At 70.9% G+C, this 4697-nt stretch carries 5 protein-coding genes; 1 reads left to right on the top strand and 4 read right to left on the bottom strand.

What is annotated here, in order from left to right; genetic code table 11:
• From ACE3PU_RS12175 to ACE3PU_RS12160, 4 genes are all read right to left on the bottom strand, one after another.
• A partial coding sequence (locus ACE3PU_RS12175) for a hypothetical protein (RefSeq protein WP_374390131.1) occupies window positions 1-194 on the bottom strand: 194 nt, incomplete at its 3' end.
• Window positions 195-201: 7 nt separating this feature from the next.
• A complete protein-coding gene (locus ACE3PU_RS12170; RefSeq protein WP_374390129.1) occupies window positions 202-2418 on the bottom strand; it encodes a GumC family protein in 2217 nt (738 codons plus the stop codon).
• 25 nt (window positions 2419-2443) lie between these two features.
• The gene (locus tag ACE3PU_RS12165) at window positions 2444-3709 is read right to left on the bottom strand and encodes an outer membrane beta-barrel protein (protein ID WP_374390127.1); all 1266 of its coding nucleotides are present in this window, start codon (window positions 3707-3709) and stop codon (window positions 2444-2446) included.
• Between the two features lie 24 nt (window positions 3710-3733).
• A complete protein-coding gene (locus tag ACE3PU_RS12160; protein WP_374390125.1) occupies window positions 3734-4219 on the bottom strand; it encodes a hypothetical protein in 486 nt (161 codons plus the stop codon).
• 146 nt (window positions 4220-4365) lie between these two features.
• Here ACE3PU_RS12160 and ACE3PU_RS12155 point away from each other — a divergent pair, with 146 nt between their 5' ends.
• On the top strand, window positions 4366-4671 hold the full coding sequence (locus tag ACE3PU_RS12155) for a hypothetical protein (RefSeq protein WP_374390123.1): 306 nt from the start codon (window positions 4366-4368) through the stop codon (window positions 4669-4671).
• Window positions 4672-4697 lie beyond the last annotated feature (26 nt).

Here is a 4697-nt window from a genome sequence, read left to right as displayed (position 1 = left end):
GGAACGGCGACGCCGGCGGCCAACGCCCCCGCCGCCACAGCCGCGAAGGCGGCCGTCAGCCAGGCCGCGGCGACCGGCCCGCTCGCCCCGCCGACCAGATGGCCGATCCACAACAGGGCGACCGGCGGCGCGACGAGCGCGAGATCGCGCCGACGGGCCGGGTCGATGAGCGAGACCGCACGGCTGCGCCTCATCGCCCCCTCAGGTTGAATAGTATTTCTTGTAGCTGGAATAGTAGTAGCCCGGATCGCCGTAGCCGTAGCGCGCCTGCTGGTTGACGTCGACCTGGGTCAGGACGACGCCGGCGACCACGGCGTTTGACTGCTCGAGGGCGCGCAGCGCCGCATCGGCCGCCTTCGCCGGGGTCTTGCGCCAGCGGGTGAGGAAGACGACGGCGTCGGACAGGCTGGCGAGCACCCGGGTCTCGGCGATGGCCAGCACCGGGGCGGTGTCCAGGATCACCAGGTCGAAGCGCGCGCGCAGGGCCTCCAGCAGGGCGTCCATCTCGGGGGTGTTGAAGACCTCCTGGGGGGTGAAGTCGCGCTTGGCCAGGGGCAGGACCCAGGCCCCGGAGCTCTCACCCTTCATCAGGGCCTCCTCCAGCGGAACGGCGCCGTCCAGGACATCGAGCAGGCCCTGGTCGGCCTTGACGCCGAGCAGGCGGCTAACGTTGCGCCGACGGATGTCGCAATCGACGATCACCACCTTGGAGCCCGCCTGGGCGGCCGACAGGGCCAGGCAGACCGCTGTGGTGGTCTTGCCTTCTCCGGGCAGGGCGGAGGTCACCGCCACCACCTTCACCGGCTTGCCGACGCGGGCGTAGAGAATGGAGGTGCGCAGGCTGCGGAAGGCCTCGGCGAAGCCCGACAGCGGCCGCGACAACAGATAGTCGGTCGGCGGCATCTTCCGATCACGGAACTCGGCGATCGACATGAGCAGCGGGATGGAGCCGAGCGTGGGCTGTTGCAGCCGGCTTTCGACGTCGTCGGCTGTGGTCAGGCCGTCGTCCAACATCTCGGCCAGGACGAGCGCGACCGCGCCCGCCCCCACCGCGAAGATCAGGCCCAACGCCAGATTGACTGGGATGTTGGGTGAAGAGGGATTGCCGTTCGCACGCGCCGGCGAGACCACGCGGCTGTCCGCGGTGGCGACGCCGGTTTGGGAGGAGGTCTCCTGGTAGCGTTCAAGCAGGCCCGTGTACTGGGTGCGGACCGACTCCGCGGCTCGCTCCAGCTCGTTCAGCCGGACGCTGGCGGCGTTGTTGCCCGCCAGGGTGCCGCGGGCGCGGTCGAGGGTCGAGCGGACGGCGGCGGTGCGGTCACGCGCCACCTGCACCCGGGCCTCGAGGTTGGAGATCACCCGGCGGATCTCCGCCTGGATCTGGGCGTCGATGGCCTGGAGCTCCTGGCGCGCGCGGATCAGTTCGGGATAGCGCGGGCCGTAGTTGGCTTGCAGGTCCGCCACCCTCGTCGCGACCTGGGCGCGCTGGCCGCGGAGCTGAGCGATCACGCTCGATTGCAGGGCCTCCCCGACGTCGTCGCCGGACGAGCCGCGCGCGAGCTGGCTGCGGGCGGTCCGCAGCCGCGCCTCGTCCGCCGCCTGGTCGGCCAAGGCGGCCGAGAGCTGCTGATTGTAGGCGGAGATTTCCTGCTCTGTCAGGGTGGTGCCCGAGCTGCTCAGCAGGTTATTGGCCACGCGGAACTGCTCGACCGCGGCCTCGGCGGCCAGCACCTCCCCGCGCAGCGACCGCACCCGCTCCTCCAGAAAGCTATTCGCTTGGCGTGTGGCGTCGTATTTGGCCTCGATCTGGTTCAATACATATTGTTCGGCGAAGGCGTTGGCGATCCGCGCGGACTTTTCGGGATCCAGCGACGTGAAGGCCACCCCGATGATGTAGGTCAGGCCGGAGCGGCGCACGTTGAGGCCGCCGCGCAGGGCGGAGGTGGCGCGCTCGCGGCCCGCCTCGATTTCGACCTCGGTCCGAGGCGGCGTCGGGCGGACGAGCGCGCGCCCCTGCAGCCGAGCAAGCAGGGCCTGCAGGCCGCCCGGCGGCCGAAGCGCCCAGTTGAACTCGGGGTCGTTCTCCAGATGGAGACGCTCGGCGACCTGGCGGGCCAGGGTCCGCGACTGCAGCACCTCCACCTCGGTGTCGATGACGCCGGAATCCGCCGGCAGGGTGGACAGGACCGCCTTGGTTTCGAGGACCTGTTCCTGCCGGGTGTTGAACATGATGCGCGCCTCGGCCGTGTAGCGCGGGGTGGCCTGCAGGGTGGCGAGGACGGCGGCCAAGAAGACCAGCAGCGCCACCCCGGCGAACAGCCGCATCCGGCGGCGGAACATGGCTAGGAGGTTGCGCAGGCTGAACAGGTCGGTCCCCGTGCGGCCGGGCGCGCCAGTTGGATCGTTGGCTAATGTCATGATCGGGAACCGGTTCGGGGAAAAATCAGTACTGGGCGACGAGCGAGATCAGGAAGCGGTTGGCCGTGAAGTCGTTGACGGCCTGGAGCCCTGAGGACTCTCGGGTCTCGACGTCATAGCTTGCCGTCACGCCGAAGCGGCGATTCATCAGATAGGTGGCGCGCACGCCACCGAAGATGCGCTGGTTGTCGCGGTCGATGGCGTCGAACTCCTCGTCGGCGAAGCCGAGCCGGGCGCCGACCAGGATGTTACGTCGCAGCTCATAGTCCGCCGTGGCCTGGACGGTGGTGGCCAGGATGCCCGCCGAGCCGGGAATGCCGGAATCGGTCACCGCGCGGTTTGCGGTCAGGCCCAGGGTGAGCAGCGGCGTCGCGAAATATTCCAGCCGGGCATTGGTGCTGAGCCCGCTAAGGGAGCCGTAGAGCGGATCGTCGAAGCGCTGCTCGATATAGCCGAGCCCGATCTCGCCCCGAACCAGTTCGCCCAGTTCGAAGTTGGCGCCAGCCAGGGCATTGACGCCCTCGGAGTCGCGGTTGGGGGTACCCGCCGCGCCGGTGGCGTCGAATGATCGAGTGTTGACCGACACCTGGCCATAGAGCGCCGTGGCCGGGCTCAGCGCATAGTCGACGCGCCCGAGCGCCTCGTATGTGGTCTGGTCGCGGTCGTCTTGGTTGACCGTCGCCCCGTTGATCAGCCGGCCATCTTCGTAGTCGTAGTCGCGCACGTCGAAGCGCCCGTTGAGGCGGAGGCGGTTGAAGTTGTGGGTGGCGCGCAGATTGGCGCTGCGGCTGTCGAAGACGATGGGCTCCGCTAGGGACTGGGGCGCGCTGGAGGAGGTCCGCGGCTCGACCTGGCGGGCGATCTCGAAGCCGCCCTGGACGCTCGAGCCGCGCTGGATGTCGCCGCGCGCCGAGGCTCCCACCGCCCAGGTCTCGGTGTCGTCGCGGTCGTAGTCCAGATAGCGGGTCACCGCCGCGCGGGCGTAGGCGGTGAGGCTGTGGCGCGACCAGCCCGATTCCAGCTCCACGCTCGGCGAGAGGCGCGCCAGCCAGTCCGACCGCTCGTCGGTCTCCGCCGCAGTGACGTTGTCGTCATAGCCGACGTCCAGCTGCGCCTCGGGATAAACCATGAAGGCGCCCCAGCGCAGGCCGAGCGCCTGGAGCTCCGGCCGCGGACGCTGGGACACGGCGACGTTGCGGTCCCGCGCGAACAGGTCGGCCTGGGCCAGGACCGGGGTCGCGCCGAGCACGGCGGCGAGGCCGGACGTGAAGAGAAGGACGGTGTGTCTCATGAGGCGCCCCCGAGCGATCCGCAATCAGTTGTCGTCGTAGTCGGGACCGCCGCCGACGCCCGGCGGCGGCGTCACGGGTCCCACGGCCACGTCGCCGCCGCCGCCGCCTGCGGCCGGCCCTTCGAGCGTGGCGGCGATCGCGGCGGCCAGCCGACCGAGGGCCGCGCACCCCAGGCGGTTCCACTGGCCGTCCGCCTCGAGCACGCACTGTTCTTCGGCCAGGGCCAGGCGCAGGGCCTCGAGGACGGTCTGGGGATCGGCGCCCGATCCGGCGATCACGGCTTCCACCGCCGCAGACACGGCCAGCTCGAGGGCCTCCCCCGACAGGCCCTCGCGCTGCGCCCGGTCGCGGGCGTCGATGAAGGCGCGCCGGATCTCGGCGGCGAGGGCGGCCGCCGCCGGGGCGGGCGGACGGGCGGACGGGGTCGAGGGCGTCTGGACGCCGCCGGCCGCAGCCGGCACCGCCAGGGCGAGCGCCGCCGTGGCGACGAGGGCGGGGATCCTGGACATGGCTTTTAACCTCCTGCCGGGCGCGCCGGAGACGGCGGGCGGCGATTAACCCTTATTGGCAGGGTTTTCGTCTCCCGATAAGACATTTATAACCTTGTTCAGCCGCTCTCGCATGATCGGCGCCACCTTCGGAGCCGCGCGCGACGATGACCCTGGACCAGTTCGTCGCCCGATGGCTGTCGCCCGCCGGTCCCTCGGCGCCGACCATGGATCTCGAAGGCCGGTCGACCGAGCCCGCGCCGGCGTTCGTCCCCACCCTGTTCCAGGAACGCGCCGCCCCCGCCGAGTCCGCGCCGTCGCGACGCGACCGGGCGCGGGTCGCCGCGCGCGGCCTGACGCTTGCGATCGTCCTGGCGGCTTTGCTGGGCCTGGCCGCCGGGTTGGAAAAGGTCTTCGACGCGGCGGCAGATTACGGCGCCGCATATCTCGCCCCCTCGCCCGGCGCGCGCTAGGTCGCGGCCCCCGCGACGCGCAACGC

The sequence above is a fragment of the Brevundimonas sp. genome, assembly GCF_041911375.1.
Lineage (GTDB): Bacteria > Pseudomonadota > Alphaproteobacteria > Caulobacterales > Caulobacteraceae > Brevundimonas.
Note: the sequence above shows the minus strand (reverse complement) of the source record. Positions and strands in the feature narration are given on the sequence as shown.